This is a genomic window from Myxococcus vastator, from assembly GCF_010894475.1.
Lineage (GTDB): Bacteria > Myxococcota > Myxococcia > Myxococcales > Myxococcaceae > Myxococcus > Myxococcus vastator.
On sequence record NZ_JAAIYB010000970.1, the window covers coordinates 1 to 471 of the forward strand.

Genomic DNA, 471 nt, shown 5'->3' on the forward strand with positions numbered 1-471 from the left:
GCGGTGGCGGGCGCGGCCTCGGGCGGCGGACAGGCGGCGCAGACCTTCGGGCTGGACGCCAATGACGCGCTGGCCCCCATCAACCGGCGCCTCCAGGCGGAGGGCAAGCCGACCATCACCGCCAACCAGCTCCAGGCCGCCACGTCCGATGTCCTGAGCACCGCCCTGCGCACGGGCAACCTCGACCAGGAGGTGCTCGTCACCTCCATCGCGGAGAACACGCGCTTGTCGCGCCAGGACGCCCAGGAAATCGCGGGCCGGGTGGGTGACCAGTTCACCGAGTTCCGGAGCCAGGCCGGACAGATGGGCGAGCAGATCCAGCAGGGCGCGCTGCAGGCGGCCGAGCCCACCAGCCGCGTCTTCTGGGGCATCTTCGCGTCACTGCTGCTGGGCCTCATCTCCGCGGTGCTCGGCGCCACGGTGGGCGTGAGCCGCCGTCAGCGCATCGCCGCCGAGGGCGCCGTCGTCACC

Annotated in this window: 1 pseudogene; it reads left to right on the forward strand. The window is 72.8% G+C overall.

Features of this window, described 5'->3' with window-relative positions:
• Nucleotides 1–471, forward strand: a pseudogene (locus G4D87_RS38610) (hypothetical protein); the annotation flags it as partial.